Annotated in this window: 20 protein-coding genes; 9 read left to right on the top strand and 11 right to left on the bottom strand. The window is 59.8% G+C overall.

Translation table 11 applies throughout. The annotated features are described in order from the left end of the window. Positions 1-87: 87 nt before the first annotated feature. A complete protein-coding gene (locus ACYZT4_RS15330; RefSeq protein ID WP_461980945.1) occupies positions 88-297 on the top strand; it encodes a cold shock domain-containing protein in 210 nt (69 codons plus the stop codon). Between the two features lie 84 nt (positions 298-381). On the opposite strand, the gene ACYZT4_RS15325 is transcribed toward ACYZT4_RS15330, so the two are convergent. From ACYZT4_RS15325 to ACYZT4_RS15310, 4 genes are all read right to left on the bottom strand, one after another. Next, a complete protein-coding gene (locus ACYZT4_RS15325) occupies positions 382-759 on the bottom strand; it encodes a hypothetical protein (RefSeq protein ID WP_461980943.1) in 378 nt (125 codons plus the stop codon). A gap of 75 nt (positions 760-834) precedes the next feature. After that, on the bottom strand, positions 835-1,647 hold the full coding sequence (locus ACYZT4_RS15320; RefSeq protein WP_461980941.1) for a putative RNA methyltransferase: 813 nt from the start codon (positions 1,645-1,647) through the stop codon (positions 835-837). After that, positions 1,647-2,798 (bottom strand): succinyl-diaminopimelate desuccinylase, encoded by a 1,152-nt coding sequence (gene dapE / locus ACYZT4_RS15315; RefSeq protein WP_461980939.1) that lies wholly within the window; start codon positions 2,796-2,798, stop codon positions 1,647-1,649. The genes ACYZT4_RS15320 and dapE overlap by 1 nt, the downstream gene beginning before the upstream one ends. Before the next feature lie 130 nt (positions 2,799-2,928). Then, a complete protein-coding gene (locus tag ACYZT4_RS15310; protein ID WP_461980937.1) occupies positions 2,929-5,520 on the bottom strand; it encodes a glycosyltransferase in 2,592 nt (863 codons plus the stop codon). Between the two features lie 219 nt (positions 5,521-5,739). On the opposite strand from ACYZT4_RS15310, the gene tcdA reads away from it, so the two are divergent. Further along, positions 5,740-6,552 carry a tRNA cyclic N6-threonylcarbamoyladenosine(37) synthase TcdA gene (gene tcdA / locus ACYZT4_RS15305; protein ID WP_461980935.1) on the top strand — a complete coding sequence of 271 codons (813 nt, stop codon included), beginning with the start codon at positions 5,740-5,742 and terminating at the stop codon, positions 6,550-6,552. Positions 6,553-6,642: 90 nt separating this feature from the next. Here tcdA and ACYZT4_RS15300 read toward each other — a convergent pair whose 3' ends face one another. The 7 genes from ACYZT4_RS15300 to map form a co-directional block, all read right to left on the bottom strand. Next, positions 6,643-7,047: a SufE family protein gene (locus ACYZT4_RS15300; RefSeq protein WP_461980934.1), complete on the bottom strand. Its 405-nt coding sequence runs from the start codon at positions 7,045-7,047 to the stop codon at positions 6,643-6,645. Next, entirely contained in the window at positions 7,044-8,249 is a 1,206-nt protein-coding gene (locus tag ACYZT4_RS15295) for an aminotransferase class V-fold PLP-dependent enzyme (RefSeq protein ID WP_461980932.1), read from the bottom strand. Before ACYZT4_RS15295 ends, ACYZT4_RS15300 begins: the two co-directional genes overlap by 4 nt. A gap of 162 nt (positions 8,250-8,411) precedes the next feature. Then, positions 8,412-9,446, bottom strand: a complete 1,035-nt coding sequence (dapD, locus tag ACYZT4_RS15290) for a 2,3,4,5-tetrahydropyridine-2,6-dicarboxylate N-succinyltransferase (protein WP_461980930.1) — start codon at positions 9,444-9,446, stop codon at positions 8,412-8,414. Between the two features lie 33 nt (positions 9,447-9,479). Next, positions 9,480-9,788, bottom strand: coding sequence for an arsenate reductase (locus ACYZT4_RS15285; protein ID WP_231986532.1), 309 nt, complete (start codon positions 9,786-9,788; stop codon positions 9,480-9,482). A gap of 256 nt (positions 9,789-10,044) precedes the next feature. Beyond that, a complete protein-coding gene (dapC, locus tag ACYZT4_RS15280) occupies positions 10,045-11,244 on the bottom strand; it encodes a succinyldiaminopimelate transaminase (protein ID WP_461980928.1) in 1,200 nt (399 codons plus the stop codon). 119 nt (positions 11,245-11,363) lie between these two features. Continuing rightward, positions 11,364-14,066, bottom strand: a complete 2,703-nt coding sequence (locus tag ACYZT4_RS15275) for a [protein-PII] uridylyltransferase (protein WP_461980926.1) — start codon at positions 14,064-14,066, stop codon at positions 11,364-11,366. Between the two features lie 50 nt (positions 14,067-14,116). Continuing rightward, the gene (gene map, locus ACYZT4_RS15270; protein WP_461980924.1) at positions 14,117-14,899 is read right to left on the bottom strand and encodes a type I methionyl aminopeptidase; all 783 of its coding nucleotides are present in this window, start codon (positions 14,897-14,899) and stop codon (positions 14,117-14,119) included. A 385-nt stretch (positions 14,900-15,284) separates the two neighbouring features. Between map and rpsB the strand changes: the two genes are divergently transcribed. From rpsB to ispC, 7 genes are all read left to right on the top strand, one after another. Then, complete coding sequence (gene rpsB / locus ACYZT4_RS15265; protein WP_007907989.1) at positions 15,285-16,022, top strand: 30S ribosomal protein S2; 738 nt, start codon at positions 15,285-15,287, stop codon at positions 16,020-16,022. A 193-nt stretch (positions 16,023-16,215) separates the two neighbouring features. Beyond that, the gene (tsf, locus tag ACYZT4_RS15260; RefSeq protein ID WP_461980922.1) at positions 16,216-17,079 is read left to right on the top strand and encodes a translation elongation factor Ts; all 864 of its coding nucleotides are present in this window, start codon (positions 16,216-16,218) and stop codon (positions 17,077-17,079) included. Positions 17,080-17,289: 210 nt separating this feature from the next. Further along, positions 17,290-18,033 carry a UMP kinase gene (pyrH, locus tag ACYZT4_RS15255; RefSeq protein ID WP_003172271.1) on the top strand — a complete coding sequence of 248 codons (744 nt, stop codon included), beginning with the start codon at positions 17,290-17,292 and terminating at the stop codon, positions 18,031-18,033. Then, the gene (frr, locus tag ACYZT4_RS15250) at positions 18,030-18,587 is read left to right on the top strand and encodes a ribosome recycling factor (protein WP_461980920.1); all 558 of its coding nucleotides are present in this window, start codon (positions 18,030-18,032) and stop codon (positions 18,585-18,587) included. Before pyrH ends, frr begins: the two co-directional genes overlap by 4 nt. Before the next feature lie 13 nt (positions 18,588-18,600). Next, a complete protein-coding gene (gene uppS / locus ACYZT4_RS15245) occupies positions 18,601-19,356 on the top strand; it encodes a polyprenyl diphosphate synthase (protein ID WP_461980918.1) in 756 nt (251 codons plus the stop codon). Next, a complete protein-coding gene (locus ACYZT4_RS15240) occupies positions 19,356-20,162 on the top strand; it encodes a phosphatidate cytidylyltransferase (RefSeq protein WP_461980916.1) in 807 nt (268 codons plus the stop codon). The genes uppS and ACYZT4_RS15240 overlap by 1 nt, the downstream gene beginning before the upstream one ends. Further along, positions 20,159-21,349, top strand: coding sequence for a 1-deoxy-D-xylulose-5-phosphate reductoisomerase (ispC, locus tag ACYZT4_RS15235; protein WP_461980914.1), 1,191 nt, complete (start codon positions 20,159-20,161; stop codon positions 21,347-21,349). The genes ACYZT4_RS15240 and ispC overlap by 4 nt, the downstream gene beginning before the upstream one ends. The last annotated feature ends 47 nt before the right edge of the window (positions 21,350-21,396 follow it).

The raw sequence follows: 21,396 nt of genomic DNA, 5'->3' as shown, positions 1-21,396 counted from the left end.
CATACAGTGGCACTGTTCAGTGCAAGCAATGTTCCCGAGGCTTTCCTGTGAAGAGCCCGATCAATAATAAAAAAGGAGTATGAACAGATGGCAACACGTGAAACCGGCAGCGTGAAGTGGTTCAACGACGCCAAGGGCTATGGCTTTATTCAGCGCGAAGACGGGGTGGATGTGTTTGTGCACTACCGCGCGATTCGCGGCGAAGGGCACCGCTCGCTGGCCGAGGGACAGCAGGTTGAATATGCGGTGGTGACGGGCGACAAAGGGTTGCAGGCTGAGGATGTGGTGGGGCTTTAGAGACAGCTACAAGCTACAAGCTACAAGCTACGGAGCTTTTTAACTTGAGGCTTGTAGCTTGTAGCTTGTAGCTTATAGCTGCTTTTATGCCGTTTTCCAGTTGATCTCTTCTTCGCCATCCGCGCTTATGCGCATCCAGCGATCAGCCGTCTCTTCACCTTCTTCCTCGACCCAGCTCCCCGGTGCGCAACGCACTTCGACGTTCAGCGCGGCAAACGCGGCGCGGGCGCAGGCGATGTCGTCTTCCCACGGAGTCTGATCACTTTCCAGGTACAAGCTGTTCCACTTTCCGACAGCTTTCGGTAACCAGGTCACCGGCACATTGCCGGCCTTGCACTTGTAGGTCTGGCCTTTCTGAACCCAGTCGGTGCACGAGCCCAATGCTTCGCCGAGCCAGGCCGCAACGGCCTTGTAGTCGACGTCGGCGTCTTTCAGGTAAATCTCGATATCGGGTTGGCGCATGGATGTCCTCACTGCGGGTCTGAAAAATCCATTCGCGGATTTAGCCGGTCTCAAGCCGTTGCTCAAGACCCAAAATTAAGATTGAAGAACAAAGTAATCGTAGCGCATCGACACAGTGACCTCGAACGGTTCCACCTGCTCGATGACCGCAGCCCGGCGTTCGGCACTGGCGCGCCAGCCGTGAGGCGTCATGGCCAGCAGGTTGGCGCGATCCTGACCACTGGCCAGCGTCAGTTTGAATTCCAGGGTTTCACTGTGTTGCTGCGCCATGCCGTCCGGCACTAACGCCAGGTGCTTGTCGTCGGTGTACTCGCGCACTTCATCGTAGAGCCGCTCGCGCAGTTCCATCAGGTGGCCGCTGGTCGGTCCGACTTTCATCAGGCCGCCACCGGGGCTGAGCAGGCGTTTGGCTTCTTCCCAGTCCAGCGGGCTGAAGACGCTGGCGAGAAACTGGCAGCTACCTGACGCCAACGGCACCCGCGCCATGCTGGCGATCAACCACGTCAGCTGCGGATTGCGCTTGCAGGCGCGTTTTACCGCTTCGCGGGAGATATCCAGCGCGTAACCATCAGCGTTCGGCAAGGCTTCGGCGATTTGCGCGGTGTAATAACCCTCGCCACAACCGATGTCGAGCCAGCGCTGAGGTGCGTATTGCGCCGCCAGTTCCGCGAGTCGCTTGGCCACCGGTGCGTAATGGCCGGCGTTGAGGAAATCGCGCCGTGCCTCGACCATTGCCACGTTATCCCCAGGATCGCGGCTGTTCTTGTGCTGCACCGGCAACAGGTTCAGGTAACCCTGTCGCGCACGGTCGAAACGATGCCCGGCGGGGCAGGCCACGCCGTTGTCCACCGCGTTCAGCGGTTCGCTGCAGATCGGGCAGGCGAGCATCAGGTGAGCAACTTGATCAGGGTCTGGTAGTAGATTTCGGTCAGCACGTCGAGATCTGCCGCCAGTACCCGCTCGTTGACCTGGTGAATCGTCGCGTTGACCGGGCCGAGTTCAACCACTTGCGTACCCATGGTCGCGATGAAGCGGCCGTCGGAGGTGCCACCGCTGGTGGACGCCTTGGTCTCGCGGCCGGTGATGTCCTTGATGCTCGACGCCACGGCATCCAGCAATGCGCCCGGTTCGGTGAGGAACGGCAGGCCGGACAGCGTCCAGTCGATGTGCCAGTCCAGGCCATGTTTATCGAGGATGTCGGCGACGCGCTTTTGCAGGCCTTCGACCGTGGATTCGGTCGAGAAGCGGAAGTTGAACACCGCCACCAGATCGCCCGGGATCACGTTGGTCGCGCCGGTACCGGAATTCAGGTTGGAAATCTGGAAGCTGGTCGGCGGGAAGAAATCGTTGCCGTGGTCCCAATGCTCGGCGGCCAGTTCGGACAAGGCCGGGGCGGCAAGGTGGATCGGGTTCTTGGCCAGATGCGGATAGGCGACGTGACCTTGCACACCGTGCACAGTCAGCTTGGCGCCGAGGGAACCGCGACGGCCGTTCTTGACCACATCGCCCACCAGCGTGGTGCTCGACGGTTCGCCGACGATGCACCAGTCCAGACGTTCCTTGCGCGCAACCAGACGCTCGATCACCGCTTTGGTGCCGTGATGCGCCGGGCCTTCTTCGTCGCTGGTGATCAGGAAAGCGACTTTGCCCTTGTGGTCCGGGTAGTCGGTGACGAAGCGCTCGGCGGCCACGGTCATCGACGCGAGGCTGCCTTTCATGTCCGCTGCGCCACGGCCGCAGAGCATGCCGTGTTCGTCGATCAGCGCGTTGAACGGGTCGATCTGCCAGGCGGTGACCGGGCCGGTCGGGACCACGTCGGTGTGACCGGCGAAGCACAGCACCGGACCGTCGTGTTTGCCGTGAGTGGCCCAAAAGTTATCCACATCTTCGATGCGCATCGGTTCCAGCATGAAACCGGCATCGCCCAGGCGTTGCATCATCTGCTTCTGGCAATCGGCGTCGACCGGCGTGACGGACGGGCGGCGGATCAGGTCGATGGCCAGTTGAAGGGTCGGCGAAAGGTCGGCGTGGGCCGTCATGAAAAACTCCGGAAACAGGGGCAAGGTCAGGCAGCCTTTTGTAGGAGCGAGCTGCGGCGAGCCATAAAATGGCGGTTAGCTTAAAGCAAAACGGCGGCCATTGGCCGCCGTTTAGTGCATCGGTAAAGATTTAGACCGCCGGTGCCGGTTCAGCCTCGACCGCCGGTTTCGGCAGCGAAGACAGGAACGCCATGATCAGCGCCGCCAGATACGGCAGCGATTGCACCAGCAACATGGTCACCCAGAAACGGATGTCGTTGCTTGGCAGGCCTTGCACCAGGCAGATACCGCCGGCCGCGCCCCACAACAGCAGCATGATGAACATCTCTTCCCGGGCCTCTGAGATCGCCACCCAGAAGCCGTGGTTATCGGCGTTTTTCGGCGTACGGAAAAACGGAATGCTGCTGGTGAAGAAACCGTACAGCACCGCTTTGGCGATGGTGTGCGACAGCGCCAGACCGGCCAGGGCCGCACAGAACGCATCCTTCAGGTTCACGCCCACCGCGCGACGGTACAGGAAGATGATCTTGCCAACCTTGAACACGAACAGCGCCAACGGCGGGATGGCGAAAATCAGCAACGGCGGATCGACCCGCTGCGGCACGATGATCATCGCCGCCGACCACAACAGCGCGCCGACGGTGAAGAAGATGTTCATGCCATCCGCGACCCACGGCAACCAGCCCGCGAGGAAGTGGTAACGCTGGCCACGGGTCAGCTCGGTGTCCTTGCCGCGCAGCAAACTGGCGGTGTGGCGCTTGATGATCTGAATCGCACCGTAGGCCCAGCGGAATCGCTGTTTCTTGAAGTCGATAAAGGTATCGGGCATCAGGCCTTTGCCATAGCTGGTGTGGTAATACGCCGCCGACAGGCCTTTTTCGAATACGCGCAGGCCCAGCTCCGCATCTTCACAGATGCACCAGTCGGCCCAGCCCAGTTCTTCGAGCACTGAACGGCGGGTCATGGTCATGGTGCCGTGCTGGATGATCGCGTCACGGTCGTTGCGGGTGACCATGCCGATGTGGAAGAAGCCTTTGTATTCCGCGTAGCAGAGCTTCTTGAAGGTGCTTTCGTTCTGGTCGCGATAATCCTGCGGCGACTGCACCACGGCGATTTTCGGATCGGCGAAGTGCGGCACCATGTGCTTGAGCCAGTTCGGGTCGACGCAGTAGTCCGAGTCGATCACCGCAATCACTTCGGCGTCCTTGGCGGTGTGCGGAATCAGGTAATTCAGCGCACCACCCTTGAAGCCGGCCAGCGGTGCGACGTGGAAGAACTTGAAGCGCGGGCCGAGGGTTGCGCAGTAATCGCGTACCGGTTCCCAGACTGCCGGGTCCTTGGTGTTGTTGTCGATGATCAGGACTTCGAAGTCCGGATAGTCGAGGTTAGCGAGGGCGTTGAGGGTCTGTTTGACCATCTCCGGCGGCTCGTTGTAGCAAGGGACGTGAATCGACACTTTTGGCCTGTAGTCCGAATCGCCGACAACCGGCAGGAATTCACGCCGGCGCTTGTGGGTCCAGACTGCTTCGGCCAGTTCATGCGCCTCGGTCAGCAGTACGATAAAGACCCCGAGTGCGCCAAGGGCGAGCAGAAATCCTACGGTCAGGCTGAACCAGGTGCTGTATTGCTGGCTGTAGTCATAACCTATCCACACCAGCACCGATCCGCAGAGGAATGCGATAAAGGTCAGGAAGGTGCGGCCACGTTGACGCAGGGCCGAACCGTCGATCATCAGCAGGGTCAGCGACAGCAGCGCCAACACGACCGAGCCGATCGCCAGCACCCGCCATTGCGGGATCGCGACTACCGGGCCTTCGAAGTTGAATTTCTGCTGACGCGCGGCGTTGAACACGCCCCAGTACGCGCCCACCGAGCCTTCGTCGCTGGCCTTCCACGGCTGGTCAAACGCTTCGATCACGAAGTAGTTGAAGCCTTGGCGGTTGAGCTTGTTGACCAATGTACGCAGGTAGATCGCCTGATCGGCCGGGCTCGAATCGGTACCGCCACGCATGCGCCCGTTGCTCGGCCAGCCAACCTCCGACAGCAGCAGCGGTTTTTTCGGGAACATCTTTTTCAGGTCGCGGGCGCGGTCGAGGACGAACTGGCCAGCCTTGTCCACCGGGACGAATTCCCAGTAAGGCAGCACGTGCGCAGCAATCAGGTCGACGTGCTTGGCCAGTTCCGGGTGTTCTTCCCAGACGTGCCATTGCTCGGACGTGGTTACCGGGACCTTCACGGCGGCGCGAACGCGATCGAGGATCACGCTGAGTTCAGCCGCAGTAATTTCCTTACGGAAGATCGCCTCGTTGCCTACGACCACGCGCACTACGCTGCGCGAGGAATTGGCGATTTCGATGGCGCGGGTGATTTCGCGCTCATTGCGCTCCTGGTCCGGACTGATCCAGATACCCAGGGTAACGCGCAGGCCGAACTCTTCTGCCAGTTTGGGAATGTCTTCCAGGGTGCCATCGACCGAGTAAGTACGGATGTTGTCCGTCAGCTTGCTCATGATCTCCAGATCGCGGCGCATCTGCTCGTCGGTCGGGTACTGCTCTTTCTGCGGATACTGGCCTTGTTGAAACGGCGAGTACGAAAACCCGGAGATTTGTTCAGGCCAGTTGGGGGCGGTGACCGGGCGGTTGATCAGCGCCCAGAAGCCGGTAAACAAGGCAGCGATGGCGAGCACCACCACCAGGTTGAGTCCAAATTTACGCGATGACATAGCTATTTCGGGTTCCAAAGGCTGTGGAACGAAGGAACGGTCGGCAGTTCGCCAAGGGGCGCGCATCCTACACCGGGCCTCCCCTGACCGTACAGCAGACAGGGAAATGCCCGACATTGGGCATCCGCCGTTCACATAAGTTCTTACACTTGTCGCTTGAAGCTTAAAACTTGCCGCTGCGAAGCCCTATAATGCGCGCCGGTTTTTAGGGTAATGGTCATGAGCACAGAAGATCCGCGGTTTGCAGGCATCGCCCGTTTGTATGGCATCGAAGGGCTCGAACGCCTGCGCGCGGCCCACGTGGCGATTGTCGGCGTCGGCGGCGTCGGTTCCTGGGCGGCGGAAGCCATCGCCCGCTGTGGCGTTGGCGAGATTTCGCTGTTCGATCTGGACGACGTCTGCGTCAGCAACGCCAACCGTCAGTTGCACGCGCTGGACAGCACCGTCGGCAAACCCAAGGTCGAGGTGATGGCCGAGCGCCTGCGCGGGATAAACCCGGATTGCACGGTGCACGCGGTGGCGGATTTCGTCACCCGCGAGACCATGGCCGAGTACATCACGCCGAACATCGACTGCGTGATCGACTGCATCGACAGCGTCAACGCCAAGGCCGCGCTGATCGCCTGGTGCAAGCGCCGCAAGATCCAGATCATCACCACCGGCGGGGCGGGCGGGCAGATCGACCCGACGCTGATTCAGGTCTGCGACTTGAACCGGACCTACAACGATCCGTTGGCCTCGAAAGTGCGCTCGACCCTGCGCCGCGATTACAACTTCTCCCGCACCGTGACCCGTCACTACAGCGTGCCGTGCGTGTTTTCCACCGAGCAACTGCGGTATCCAAAACCGGATGGCAGCATTTGCTTGCAGAAGAGTTTTGTCGGGGACGGTGTGAAGCTCGACTGCGCCGGCGGGTTTGGCGCGGTGATGATGGTCACGGCGACGTTTGGCATGGTCGCGGCGACCAAGGCTGTGGATAAGATTGTGGCGGGGGTTCGGCGCCCGGCGGATCGCATTAAATCTGAAGTCTGACCCGTGCTGCTGATGGCCTCTTCGCGAGCAAGCCCGCTCCCACATTGAAATGCGTTCCCCCTGTGGGAGCGGGCTTGCTCGCGAAGGCGATTAACCCGCCAACTCATTCATTCGCTGTAACACCGCGTTGAGGCCATTGCTGCGCGATGGCGATAGTTGTCGCGATAGACCCAACTGATCAAACCACCCTGGCAGGTCAACCTGCCGCAACTCGACCGCCGATAACCCGTTAACCCGCGCCAGCAGCAACGCCACCAACCCACGAATCAACCGCGCATCACTACTCGCGGCGAACTGCCAGTGGCCGTCCTGCAACGAGGCCACCAACCACACCTGGCTTTCGCAGCCATGCACGCGGTTCGCGTCGACTTTGTCCTCTTCGCCCAACGCCGGCAGACGGTCGCCCCATTGCATCAGCAAGCGTGCCCGCTGTTCCCAGCCAGCCGCGCGGTGAAAAGTATCGAGAGCAATCACCGCATCAGCAGGCAGACTCATCGCAACAACTCCAACGCCTGATCCAGTGCCTCGAAGAAGCGCTCCAGATCCTCAGAGTCGTTGTACACCGCCAGCGACACCCGGATCGCCCCGGCCAGTTCGAAACTTTTCAGCAGCGGCATGGCGCAATGATGACCAGCACGCACGGCGATGCCCTGTTCTGTCAGCAAATGCGCCAGGTCCGAGTTATGCACACCCTCGACAACAAAACTGGCCAAGGCCAGTTGTGGCTTGCCCAACAGTCGGATGCCGTTACGTGCCTCAAGGCCCTTCAGCAAATAGTCATGCAGCGCCGATTCATGGGCGGCGACAGCCTCCTGATCGAGACCGCCGAGGTAATCCAGGGTCGCCCCCAAACCGATCACACTGGAAATCGGCGGTGTACCGGCCTCGAAACCCAAGGGCGCCGGGCGAAAGCGTGCGTGCAGGTAATCTGCGTCCAGCACCATTTCACCGCCGAACTGCCAATGACGCAGTTGCTTGAGCGCTTCATGACGCCCGAACAACACGCCCAGACCGTCAGGGCCATAGAGCTTGTGGCTGGAAAACACATAGAAGTCGCAGCCCAGCGCCTGCACATCATGCCGGCCATGGACCACGCCTTGGGCGCCATCGACTACGGTAAGCGCGTCATGTGCCTTGGCCATCGCCAGCAGCGCGGGCAGCGGTTGCCAGGCGCCGAGGACGTTGGACAGCTGGCTGACCGCCAGCAGGCGAGTCCGCGGTCCGATCATCGATGCGGCAGCCTCGAGGTCAATCAAGCCGTCGGTTTTCAACGGCAGGACACGCAGTTTCAGATCGCGACGATGGGTAAGTTGCTGCCACGGCAGCAGGTTGGCGTGATGCTCCAAAGCGCTGATGACAATTTCATCGCCCGGATTGAATAGATGTTCCAGGCCGTAGGCCAGGAGATTCAGCGCGGAAGTGGCGCCGTGGGTAAAGACGATCTGCCCGCATTCGCCGACATTCAGCCATTGCGCGACTTTGCTGCGGCTGTCCTCGAACGCCTGGGTGGCGTGGGCGCCGGGCAGGTGCTGCGCCCGATGCACGTTGGCGGCGCCATTGGCGTAGTAATGCGCCAGGGCATCCAGCAGGGCTTGGGGTTTTTGCGTGGTGGCGGCGTTGTCCAGATAGGTCTGGCCTTGGCGTTGCAGGGCGGCGATGGCCGGGAAATCGGCGCGCCAGGGAGAGAGGATCATCATGCAATTGAGCCCTGTTGAACATGGGCGGACGCACACCTGACACTGTAGGAGCGGGATTGCTCGCGATGGTCGCATTGACGACGCGTGCTATCTGATGCCGCGCGTTATCGTTAACGTCCATCGCGAGCAAGCTCGCTCCTACAGGGTGATGGTGTGACGCTCTTAGTTGTGAGCGTGCAGCGCTTCGTTCAGTTCGATCGCCGATTTATGGGTTTTGCATTCCACGGCACCGGTTTCCGAATTGCGACGGAACAACAGATCAGTCTGACCGGCCAGTTCACGAGCCTTGACCACTTTGACGAGGTTGTTGTGCTCGTCCAGCAGCGCCACTTTGGTCCCAGCGGTCACGTACAGCCCCGATTCAACGGTGTTGCGGTCGCCCAACGGAATGCCGATACCGGCGTTGGCGCCGATCAGGCAGCCTTCGCCCACCTTGATCACGATGTTGCCGCCACCCGACAGGGTGCCCATGGTCGAGCAACCGCCGCCCAGGTCCGAACCCTTGCCGACGAACACGCCAGCGGAAACGCGGCCTTCGATCATGCCCGGGCCTTCGGTGCCGGCGTTGAAGTTGATGAAGCCTTCGTGCATCACGGTGGTGCCTTCGCCCACGTACGCGCCCAGGCGCAGACGCGCAGCATCAGCGATACGCACGCCGGCCGGTACCACGTAGTCAGTCATTTTCGGGAACTTGTCCACCGAGAACACTTCCAGCAGATCGCCACGCAGACGGGCTTCGAGTTGACGCTCGGCCAGTTCGCCCAAGTCGATCGCACCCTGGCTGGTCCAGGCGACGTTCGGCAGCAGCGGGAACACGCCCGCCAGGTTCAGGCCGTGGGGCTTGACCAGGCGGTGGGACAGCAGGTGCAGTTTGAGGTAAGCCTCAGGGGTCGAAGTCAGTGGCGCATCTTCGGCCAGAATGGTCGCGACCAGCGGCTTGTGGCTTTCGGCCAGACGGGTCAACAAGGCAGCCTGGGCGGTATCGACGCCTTTGAGAGCTTCAGCCAGTTGCGAGGCCTGAGCGTTAGTGAACGCGATGGCCTGATTGCCGTCGGTGTAACTCAGAATAGGCGCGATAGCCGCGATCAGGTCGGCCGAAGGATTAAGCAATGGCTGTGCGTAAAACACTTCCAGCCAAGCGCCTTGACGGTTTTGCGTGCCGACACCGAAGGCCAGGCTGAATGGGGTAGTAGACATGTAAATACCTCTAACAAAATTGAACGGGCAGGCTTACTTGAGCGCCGCCGCGTAGATATCTGGCTTGAAGCCAATCAGGGTTCGGTCACCGAGATCGAGCACCGGGCGCTTGATCATCGAGGGTTGTGCGAGCATCAGTTCGATGGCTTTCGGCTGGTCGAGATCGGCTTTGCGTTCGTCGTCGAGCTTGCGAAAGGTCGTGCCTGCACGGTTCAACACCACTTGCCAGCCGTGCTCGTCGCACCATTGGGTCAGGTGTTCACGGTCGATTCCGGCCGTTTTGTAATCATGGAAGTCATAGCTGACAGCGTGTTCGTCGAGCCAGGTGCGCGCCTTTTTCATGGTGTCGCAAGCCTTGATGCCGAAAAGGTGCAACGTTTTACTTGAAACGGTCAAGGAATCGCCCCCCTTTACGTTGCTGGACAGGTGCTGGAAAAAAAAGGTGAAGGATTATGCCATGACCTGTCAGGTAGCGCGCAAAACCTGAGGGAGCAGCCGTTCGACGCACGATTGCCCGCGATGAGAATAGCGCGGGGTACCAGGCTCGACCCGGTATCGTTCACGTCCATCGCGAGCAAGCCTGCTCCCACCGTGTTAATTAATTGTTACGCTGGATGAAGTTGCGAATACGTTCTGCCGCCTCAACACATTCAGCCAGCGGTGCAACCAGCGCCAGGCGCACACGGCCCGCGCCAGGGTTGAAACCATCAACTTCACGGGACAGGTAGGAGCCTGGCACTACCGTTACATATTCTTCGACGAACAAATCGCGGCAAAACGCCTCGTCATCGCCTTCAACATTCGGCCACAAGTAGAAACCGCCTTCCGGACGCTGCACGTCCATCACCGGGCTGAGAATGGCCAACACGGCGTCATATTTCTCGCGGTACAAGTCACGGTTGGCGCGCACATGCGCTTCGTCATTCCACGCAGCAACGCTCGCCAACTGAGTTTGAACCGGCATCGCGCAACCGTGATAAGTGCGGTACAGCAGGAAGCCTTTGAGAATCTCGGCATCACCCGCCACAAAACCCGAACGCAAGCCCGGCAGGTTGGAGCGCTTGGACAGGCTGTGGAAGACGACGCAGCGTTTGAAATCCTTGCGGCCCAGTTGCGTGCAGGCACTGAGCAGGCCGGCCGGTGGTGTTTCTTCGTTGAAATACAGTTCGCTGTAGCACTCGTCGGCGGCGATCACGAAATCGTATTCGTCGGCGAGGGCGATCAGCTTCTTCAGGGTGTCGACAGGGATCAGCGCGCCGGTCGGGTTGCCCGGAGAGCAGAGGAACAGAATCTGGCAGCGTTTCCAGATGTCCGGGGAAACCGCATCGAAATCCGGGTTGAAGCCGTTTTCGTCCAGGCACGGCAGGTAATGCGGCTTGGCGCCGGCGAGGAACGCTGCACCTTCGTAGATCTGATAGAACGGGTTCGGGCTGACCACCAGGGCGTCGTCGCCACGGTTGACCACGGTCTGGGTGAACGCGAACAGCGCCTCGCGGGTGCCGTTGACCGGCAGCACGTTGCGCTCCGGGTCGAGCCAGCCGCTGGGCACGTTAAAGCGGCGTTCGCACCACGCGGCGATGGCTTCGCGCAGGGCCGGAATCCCGAGGGTAGTCGGGTAGACGGCCATCTGATCCAGATTGTTGGCCAGGGCCTCGGCAACAAAGCTTGGCGAGCGGTGCTTCGGTTCACCGATGGACAGGGCGATCGGGCGCTTGTCGGGGTTAGGCGTGACGCTGCCAAGCAAGGCGCGGAGTTTCTCGAACGGGTAGGGCTGGAGTTGGGACAACGCGTTGTTCATGAGGTGCCTTGTTCAATGTGGGGGCGCGCTTGCTCGCGAATGCGAGGCGTCAGTCGACATAAATGTTGAATGTTAAACCGCATTCGCGAGCAAGCCGCTCCCACAGGGAATTAGTTGAGTTAGATACTGATTCGCGACAATTTGATTCCGGGCTCGTTACTGACCGTCAGCTGTTCGACGATCGCATCCTGCAAACGGCTGCACAGCAGCGGGTCGGACAACGGCTGGTTGTGGGCGTCGGTAATGAAGAACACGTCTTCCACGCGCTCGCCGAGGGTCGCAATCTTGGCGTTCTGCAGCGACAGGTCGAACTCGAGGAAAATCGTGCCGATCCGCGCCAGCAAACCCGGCCGATCCGGGGCGCTGAGCTCCAGTACAGTGACCGGGCGCTGGGCGTCGTTATGGATCGTCACCTGGGGCGCAAATGCGAAATGTTTGAGCTGGCGCGGTACGCGACGCTGAATGATCGTCGGGTAATCGTCCGGGTTGCGCAGCGCTTCGGTGAGGCCTTCGCGAATTTGATTGACCCGCGTCGGGTTATCGCCAATCGAGTCGCCGTCGGTGTCGAGCACAATATAGGTGTCGAGGGTGAACTGACTGCTGGAGGTGATGACCCGGGCGTCGTGGATGTTCAGGTTCAACTGGTCCATCGCCGCCACTGTCACGGCGAAGAAGTCGTGCTGGTCCGGTGCATAAATGAAAATCTGCGTACCGCCCTCGAACTCGCGCTGGGTGGTTTCCTTGATCAGCACCAGCGGACCACCGTCCGCCGGCTGCTGCAGGATCGCGTCAGAGTGCCAGGCGACGTCGCCGGCGGTGTGGCGCAGGAAATAGTCATCGCCTAGCTGCGACCACAACTGTTCGACGTCGTCCGGATCGTTGCCGCCGCGCACCAGAATATCGAGCGCGGCGCTCTGGGTCTGGCGGATCTGCATTTCGCGGTCAACCGGGTTTTCCAGGCCGCGACGCAATGCGCGCTTGGTTTCGGTGTAGAGCTGGCGTAACAGGCTGGCGCGCCAGGAATTCCACAGCGTCGGGTTGGTCGCGTTGATGTCGGCGACGGTCAGCACATACAGGTAGTCGAGACGGGTTTCGTCCTCGACCGCCTGAGCAAAATCGTGGATCACCTGCGGGTCGGACAAGTCCTTGCGCTGGGCGGTGGTCGACATCACCAGGTGGTGCTGCACCAGCCAGACGATCAGGCGGCTGTCCCACGCGGGCAGTTGATGGCGCTGGCAAAAGGCCTCGGCATCCACCGCGCCGATTTCCGAGTGATCGCCATGCCGGCCCTTGCCGATGTCGTGGTACAGCCCCGCCAGGTAAATCAGCTCAGGCTTGGGCAACTTGCCCATGAGCTTGCTGGCCAGCGGGAATTTTTCCGACACTTGCGTGTACTGCAACTTACGCAGGTGCTTGATCAGGTTCAGGGTGTGCGCGTCGACTGTATAGATGTGAAACAGGTCGTGCTGCATCTGCCCGACGATGAAGCCGAACTCCGGCAAGTAGCGCCCGAGGATGCCGTAACGGTTCATTCGCCGCAGGTTGCGGTGAATGCCGATCTTGCACTTGAACAGTTCGATGAACAGGCTGGTGTTGCGAATATCGTTACGGAAATCGTCGTCGATCAGATGGCGGTTTTCCCGCAGCAGACGAATGGTATCGGCGCGCACGCCTTTGATTTCGGGCTGCTGGGCCATCAACACGAAGATTTCGAGCATCGCAAACGGCGTGCGGCGGAATACGTAGTCGTTGCGCGCCTCGATGTAACCGTCGTGCAACTGGAACCGCGAGTTGATCGGCTGCGGCGGCGCTTCATCTTCCGGCGCCAGAATGACTTCTTCGAAGTGCTGGATGATCAGGTCGCTGAGCTGGGCGATGCTCATGACCACCCGGTAATACTGCTGCATGAAGTTTTCGATGGTTTGCTTGGCGTCATCACCCTCGAAGCCCAGCAGGCCGGCGATCGAGCGCTGATGATCGAACAGCAAACGATCTTCGGAGCGACCGGCGAGCATGTGCAAGGCATACCGAACCTTCCACAGGAATTCCTGGGAGGAGGCCAGCAATGCGTTTTCACTCTCGACCAGGAAACCTTCACCCGCCAGTGCGCGCAGGTTCAGGGTGCCGTACTCGCGGCGGGCCACCCACAGAATGGTCTGAATATCCCGCAGTCCGCCGGGCGAACCTTTGACGTTGGGTTCCAGGTTGTATTCGGTGTCGTTGTACTTGTGGTGCCGGGCTTTCTGCTCGGCACGCTTGGCCAGGAAGAAGTCCTTGCTCGGCCACATGTGCGCGGTGCTGGTGACGTCCAGCATGCGTTGGCGCAGACGCTCGGGGCCGGCGATGGTGCGGCTTTCCATCAGGTTGGTGATCACCGTGAGGTCGGCACGGGCTTCCACGGCGCATTCATCCACGGAGCGAACGCTCTGACCGACTTCCAGGCCGATGTCCCACAGCAGCGTCAGAAAACGCTCGATGGAATCGCGAAAAATCTCATGGTCGGCACTGTCCAGCAGGATCAGCAAATCGATGTCGGAGTAGGGGTGCAACTCACCGCGGCCGTAACCGCCCACTGCGACCAGCGCGATGTCGGCGTCTTCGCTCCAGTTGAACTGCTCCCAGGCCTTTTGCAGGATGTTGTCGACGAACCAGGCGCGATCCTCGATCAGCCGGCGAATCTCGCGGCCGCTGCGGAAGCGCCCGTCGAGCACCTCGCGGGCCTGGCGGATGGCCTTCTTGAAAGCCGCGATCGGGCTGGCCTTCAGGGCCAGTTCAGCCTGGAACTGGCCACGGTCGAAGAGTTCGGGGTCCACCTGCGGCATCGATTGGCTTTCCTTTCTATAGGCTGGGGACAGGTTGGGAACGGCGCGGATCAGGCCGAAACGCGCGGGATGGTGTCATCGCTGCGCAGGGTGAAGATTTCGTAACCGGTGTCGGTCACCACCAGGGTGTGTTCCCACTGCGCCGACAACTTGCGGTCCTTGGTGATCGCGGTCCAGCCGTCGCCCAATACCTTAGTGTCGGCCTTGCCCTGGTTGATCATCGGCTCGATGGTGAAGGTCATGCCGGCCTTCAGTTCCATGCCGGTGCCCGCGCGACCGTAGTGCAGGATCTGCGGCTCTTCGTGGAACACCTTGCCGATGCCGTGGCCGCAGAACTCGCGAACCACCGAGAAACCGTTCTTTTCGGCGTGCTTCTGAATCACTTCGCCGATGTCACCCAGGCGGCAGCCGGGTTTAACGATTTCAATGGCCTTGTACATGCATTCCTGGGTGATTTGCGACAGGCGCTCGGCCCAGACCGGCACGGTGCCGACATGGAACATGCGGCTGGTGTCGCCGTGGAAGCCATCCTTGATCACGGTGACGTCGATGTTCAGGGTGTCGCCATCCTTCAACGGCTTCTCGTTCGGGATGCCGTGGCAGACCACGTGGTTGATCGAGGTGCAGATCGACTTCGGGTAGCCTTTGTAGTTGAGCGGGGCGGGAATGGCCTTCTGTACGTCGACGATATAGTCGTGGCAGATGCGGTCCAGCTCTTCGGTGGTGATGCCCGGCTTGACATGTTCGGCAATCATTTCCAGCACATCGGCGGCGAGTTTGCCGGCGACACGCATCTTTGCGATGTCCTCTGGGGTCTTGAGGTTGACGGTCATACAGGCTCTCTCTGCGCTCGTTGGCGCTTCACTAAATCGGAATGGGCGGTGCGCAAGCAATCTTCGCGGCCCTGAAAAACGCGATTCTAACAGACGATCAGGGCAAATCTGAGCCTCTGTGCATCGCTTCTCTCTATAGACTCTCAATAGATAAGCGCATTCTTGGGCGATTCCAAGGGCGCAGATAAAGGCGCGCGTCAGGAATTCAGAATCCGGGTTCCGTTTTTGCGAGCCTTGTGATATAAAATGCGCCGCTTTCCGGGGATACCCCGAGAGGCTTAAATCCACACACGTGTCGACACGATGACCTGGGTGCCTTCAGCTGATGCTGCTGGTTGGTCATTGGGATACGTGGAGGCCAAACCCGACTTATTAAGGAACTATCATGTCCCAAGTCAACATGCGCGATATGCTGAAGGCCGGTGTGCACTTCGGTCACCAGACCCGTTACTGGAACCCGAAAATGGGTAAGTACATTTTCGGCGCGCGTAACAAGATCCACATTATCAACCTTGAAAAAACCCTGCCAATGTTCAACGAAGCTCTGACTTTCGTAGAGCGCCTGGCCCAGGGCAAAAACAAGATTCTGTTCGTCGGCACCAAGCGTTCCGCTGGCAAGATCGTTGCTGAAGAAGCAGCACGTTGCGGTTCGCCGTACGTCGATCACCGCTGGTTGGGCGGCATGCTGACCAACTTCAAAACCATCCGTGCTTCCATCAAGCGTCTGCGTGACCTTGAAGTGCAAGCCGAAGACGGTACGTTCGCCAAGCTGACCAAGAAAGAAGCGCTGATGCGCACTCGCGATCTTGAGAAGCTCGATCGTTCCCTGGGTGGTATCAAGGACATGGGCGGTCTGCCAGACGCACTGTTCGTTATCGACGTTGATCACGAGCGCATCGCGATCACCGAAGCCAACAAGCTGGGCATCCCGGTTATCGGCGTAGTCGATACCAACAGCAGCCCGGAAGGCGTTGACTACATCATCCCAGGCAACGATGACGCAATCCGCGCTATCCAGTTGTACATGGGTTCGATGGCCGACGCAGTCATCCGCGGTCGCAACCACGTTGCTGGTGGCACCGAGCAGTTCGTCGAAGAAGCTCCGGCAGCTGCAGCTGAGTAATTGACGCCTTGGCGTTGACTCAGTAAGCAAAAAGGGGGCTTGGCCCCCTTTTTGCCACCTCGAAAACCATTTGTCCGGTGGCGCATTTACAGCGTTTGTAACTTGCAGCTGCTAACAAGGGTGGTTCGGGAAGAATTGAACGCCCGTTCGATCGGGTGGAATGGTTGAAAACCTATCCAAGAGGAATTTTGAAATGGCAGAGATTACTGCAGCGTTGGTCAAAGAACTGCGCGAGCGTACCGGCGAAGGCATGATGGATTGCAAGAAAGCCCTGACCAAGGCTGACGGCGACATCGAAAAAGCCATTGATGACATGCGTGCTTCGGGCGCCATCAAGGCTGCCAAGAAAGCAGGCAACATCGCTGCTGAAGGCGCGATCGGCATCAAGGAAGACGGCAAAGCTGCTGTCATCATTGAAGTCAATTCGCAGACCGACTTCCTGGCCCTGCAAGACGACTTCAAGAACTTCGTCGCTTCCAGCGTCGAGAAAGGCTTCGCTGACAAACTGACTGACGCCGCTCCGCTGATCGCTGCTCAAGAAGCCGATCGTCTGGTTCTGGTTGGTAAAGTCGGTGAGAACGTAAACATCCGTCGTCTGGCGCGTATCGAAGCTGACGTTGTAGGTTCTTACCTGCACGGCAACAAGATCGGCGTGGTCGTGGCCCTGAAAGGCGGCAACGTCGAGCTGGCTAAGGACATCGCGATGCACGTAGCAGCCAGCAACCCTGAGTTCCTGCTGCCAACAGAAGTTTCCGCTGAAGCCATCGAGCGCGAAAAAGGCGTTTTCCTGACGCTCAACGAAGACAAGATCAAAGGCAAGCCAGCCGAAATCGTTGAAAAAATGGTTGCCGGTCGTATCAGCAAGTTCCTGGCTGAAGCCAGCCTGGTCAACCAGCCGTTCGTGAAGAACCCTGAACTGACCGTTGGCGACCTGGCCAAGAAAGGCGGCGCTGAAATCGTTTCCTTCACCCGCTTCCAAGTGGGCGAAGGCATCGAGAAGCCAGTAGACAACTTCGCTGAAGAAGTTGCTGCCCAACTGGCTGCCAGCAAGCAATAAGACAGTTTTTTAACTGTCGCCCTGAAGAGGCTGCCCGCTTACGCGCGCAGCCTCTTTTCAAATGGGGCACCAATTTTTAATTGGTTTCCTGTTGGAACTGGCTTACAAAGCCATGTTCCGATGGCGCTGAAGCAGCGCCAAGCTAGAGTGAACGCCAGCTGTAAACAGCTCGCAAAGAATTTTTAAAATACGCCGCAGGAGAGATTCGCAATGGCTCAGCAGGGCAGTGGTTATCAGGCTCGCTATAAACGCATTCTACTCAAGCTTAGCGGCGAGGCCCTGATGGGCTCGGAAGAGTTCGGGATCGATCCGAAAGTTCTGGACCGCATGGCGCTGGAAGTTGGCCAGCTGGTCGGCATCGGTGTCCAGGTCGGTCTGGTGATCGGCGGCGGCAACCTGTTCCGCGGTGCAGCGCTGAGCGCGGCCGGCATGGATCGGGTCACCGGCGACCACATGGGCATGCTGGCCACTGTGATGAATGCCCTGGCCATGCGCGATGCTCTGGAACGTGCCAATATCTCGGCCATCGTGATGTCGGCCATTTCCATGGTTGGCGTGACTGATCACTACGACCGCCGCAAAGCCATGCGCCACCTGAACGCCAAGGAAGTCGTGATCTTCGCGGCCGGTACCGGCAATCCGTTTTTCACCACGGATTCGGCAGCCTGCTTGCGTGCGATCGAAATCGACGCCGACGTCGTGCTGAAAGCGACCAAGGTCGATGGCGTTTACACCGCTGACCCATTCAAAGACCCGCATGCCGAGAAGTTCGATCATCTGACCTACGATGAAGTCCTGGATCGCAAGCTGGGCGTGATGGATCTGACCGCTATTTGCCTGTGCCGCGACCACAAGATGCCGTTGCGCGTATTTAACATGAACAAGCCCGGCGCCCTGCTGAACATCGTGCACGGCGGCGCTGAAGGGACCCTGATCGAGGAAGGCCAACAATGATCAACGAAATCAAGAAAGACGCCCAAGAGCGCATGCAGAAATCCCTGGATTCTCTGAGCCATGCATTCGGCCAGATTCGCACTGGCAAGGCACACCCAAGCATTCTGGGTAGCGTGATGGTGCCGTACTACGGCACAGACACCTCCATCACCCAAGTTGCCAACATCACCGTAAAAGACTCCCGCACCCTGCAAGTCGTGGCTTTCGAGCGCAATATGCTCGGCGCTGTCGACAAGGCTATCCAGAGCGCCGGTCTGAACCTCAACCCAACCAACCTCGGTGAGCTGCTGCTGATCTCCATGCCGGCGCTGACCGAAGAGACCCGCAAAGGTTTTACCAAGCAGGCACGTAGCGCTGCTGAAGACGCTCGTGTGGCGGTACGCAATATCCGCCGCGATGCGTTGGGTGATCTGAAGAAGCTGGTGAAGGACAAGGAAATCAGCGAAGACGAAGAGCGTCGTGCCGCCGCCGATATCCAGAAGCTGACTGACAAGGCCGAGGCGGATATCGACTCCGCCACTAAGGCAAAAGAAGCGGACCTGATGGCCGTATAAGGGTCGCGTGTTCATGGAAAAGACCAAGCAGGTTGCGCCGTCCGCGGTGCCGCGCCATGTCGCGATCATCATGGATGGCAACAATCGCTGGGCGAAAAAACGCTTTATGCCCGGTGTTGCCGGGCATAAAGCGGGTGTGGATGCCGTTCGTGCGGTGATCGAGGTGTGTGCCGAGGCCAAGGTCGAGGTACTCACCCTGTTCGCCTTCTCCAGTGAGAACTGGCAGCGTCCGGCCGAAGAAGTCAGTGCCTTGATGGACCTGTTCTTCAAGGCATTGCGTCGAGAGGCCAAGCGCCTCAACGACAACAACATCAGTTTGCGCATTATTGGCGACCGTTCGCGCTTCCATCCTGAGCTTCAGGCTGCCATGCGCGAGGCTGAAGCCATGACGGCGGGCGCCAACCGCTTCGTCCTGCAGATCGCGGCCAATTACGGCGGGCAGTGGGACATCGCGCAAGCCGCCCAGCGCCTGGCGCGGGAAGTGCAGGCCGGTCATCTGCGTCCGGAAGACATCACCCCGGAACTGTTGCAGACCTGCCTGTCCACCGGTGACCTGCCGCTGCCGGACCTGTGCATCCGAACCGGTGGCGAGCACCGCATCAGTAACTTCCTGCTGTGGCAGCTGGCGTACGCCGAGTTGTACTTCTCCGACCTGTTCTGGCCGGACTTCAAACACGATGCCATGCGCAATGCGCTGGCCGATTTCGCTTCTCGCCAGCGTCGCTTCGGTAAAACGAGCGAGCAGGTCGAGGCTGGAGCCCGGGTTTAATGCTTAAACAACGAATCATCACTGCGCTGATCCTGTTGCCGATCGCCTTGTGCGGGTTTTTCCTGCTCGAAGGCTCTGGTTTCGCACTGTTCATCGGGCTGGTCGTGACCCTTGGCGCCTGGGAATGGGCGCGCCTGGCGGGGTTCGAGGCTCAACCGATCCGCGTCGCCTATGCGGCAGTGGTCGCGCTGATGTTATTTGTCATGTACATCATGCCGGGGCTGGCGCCCTGGGTGCTGGGCGCTTCGGTGCTGTGGTGGGCCGTGGCGACGTATCTGGTGCTGACGTACCCGCGATCCAGCGAGCGTTGGTCGAGTGCCGCAACCAAGCTGGTGATCGGTCTGCTGGTCCTGTTGCCGGCCTGGCAGGGTCTGGTTGAGATCAAACATTATCCCTTGGGCAACTTGCTCATCATGGCGGTGATGGTGCTGGTCTGGGGCGCCGACATCGGTGCCTACTTTTCCGGTCGGGCGTTCGGCAAGCGCAAACTCGCGCCGCTGGTCAGCCCCGGGAAGAGCTGGGAAGGCGTGTATGGCGGCCTCGCGCTGAGCCTCGTGATCACCGTGATGGTCGGCCTGGTTCGCGATTGGACGGTGGCCGAGCTGTTCAAAGGGTTGATCGGGGCGGCTGTGATCGTGTTCATCTCGGTGGTGGGCGATCTCACCGAAAGCATGTTCAAGCGCCAGTCGGGGATCAAGGACAGCAGTAACCTGTTGCCCGGTCACGGCGGTGTGCTCGATCGCATCGACAGCCTGACCGCCGCGATTCCGGTGTTCGCTGTGCTGCTGTGGATGGCGGCACCGTGAGCCGCCCTCAGCGGATTACCGTTCTCGGGGCGACCGGTTCGATCGGCCTGAGCACCCTCGACGTGATTGCTCGTCATCCTGAGCGTTATCAGGTTTTTGCCCTGAGCGGCTTCACGCGTCTGAGCGAGTTGCATGCGCTGTGCGTGCGCCATGCGCCGCAGTTCGCAGTTGTGCCAGAGCAGAGCGCCGCTCGGGTGTTGCAGGACGATTTGCGTGCAGCAGGCCTGTCAACTCGCGTGCTGGTGGGGGAGGAGGGCCTGTATCAGGTGGCTTCCGATCCTGAAGTCGATACGGTCATGGCGGCCATCGTCGGCGCGGCGGGCTTGCGTCCGACCCTGGCAGCGGTTGAAGCCGGGAAGAAAATTCTCCTGGCCAATAAAGAAGCACTGGTGATGTCCGGTGCGCTGTTCATGCAGGCCGTGCGCAAAAGCGGTTCGGTGCTGTTGCCGATCGACAGCGAACACAACGCGATTTTCCAGTGCATGCCGCAGGATTTTTCCCGTGGACTCGGCGTGGTGGGAGTGCGTCGGATTTTGCTGACAGCCTCTGGCGGTCCGTTCCGACAGACACCTTTGTCCGAACTGGTCGACGTTACCCCTGATCAGGCGTGTGCCCATCCGACATGGTCCATGGGGCGCAAGATCTCAGTGGATTCGGCGAGCATGATGAACAAGGGGCTCGAACTGATCGAGGCCTGCTGGCTGTTCGATGCCAAGCCATCCCAGGTGGAAGTGGTGATTCATCCCCAAAGCGTGATTCATTCGCTGGTCGACTACATCGACGGTTCGGTGCTGGCCCAGTTGGGCAATCCGGACATGCGCACGCCGATCTCCAACGCCCTGGCCTGGCCGGAACGTATCGATTCGGGTGTTGCGCCGCTGGACCTGTTCGCCATCGCGCGTCTGGACTTCCAGGCGCCCGATGAACAGCGCTTCCCGTGCCTGCGCCTGGCGCGTCAGGCTGCTGAAGCGGGCAATAGCGCGCCAGCCATGCTCAACGCTGCGAACGAAGTTGCGGTGGCGGCGTTTCTCGACGGGCGGGTTCGTTATCTGGAAATCGCGAGTATCATCGAAGAAGTCTTGAATCTCGAACCTGTGGTTGTGGTGGATGATCTCGAGGCGGTGTTCACGGCTGACGCGAAAGCGCGGGTTCTGGCCGGGCAATGGTTGAGTCGTCACGGACGTTGAGTGCTGCAATACGTTGGCCCATGCAGCACTGGATAGGATTGCGGAGA

This window comes from Pseudomonas sp. GB2N2, assembly GCF_054897705.1.
This window is presented reverse-complemented; position numbering and strand designations above follow the sequence as displayed.